Origin of the sequence: Aequorivita soesokkakensis, assembly GCF_001641085.1 — a bacterium.
Taxonomy (GTDB): domain Bacteria; phylum Bacteroidota; class Bacteroidia; order Flavobacteriales; family Flavobacteriaceae; genus Aequorivita; species Aequorivita soesokkakensis.
Map to the genome: position 1 here is coordinate 1 of NZ_LXIE01000019.1, position 275 is coordinate 275.

Consider the following 275-nt stretch of genomic DNA (forward strand, 5'->3'; position numbering starts at 1 on the left):
TACCCGTTCTCAAAAGCATTCTCAGGGTTGTCCTGGCTGCAAGGGCTTCCCCCGCCTCCACCAATCGGTGCGCAGTCGCCCTCGAAGTTGTAAACAATGTCGTTGCCCGCGATGATCAGCCAGGTAACGCCCGCATCCGGTGAAAAATAAGCGTCGAAGCCCTCAATGGTTGCAGTGGTAGAACTGATAAATCCATTGCCAGCGGTAACATTCACGGTAAAAACAACCCAATAGGTAGTCGCAACACCGGCCTGCCCAGCCAGCATCTCGGGGGT

General features: G+C 54.9%; 1 protein-coding gene. It reads right to left on the bottom strand.

The features are described from left to right. A partial coding sequence (locus A7A78_RS15115) for a hypothetical protein (RefSeq protein ID WP_165593555.1) occupies positions 1-275 on the bottom strand: 275 nt, incomplete at both ends.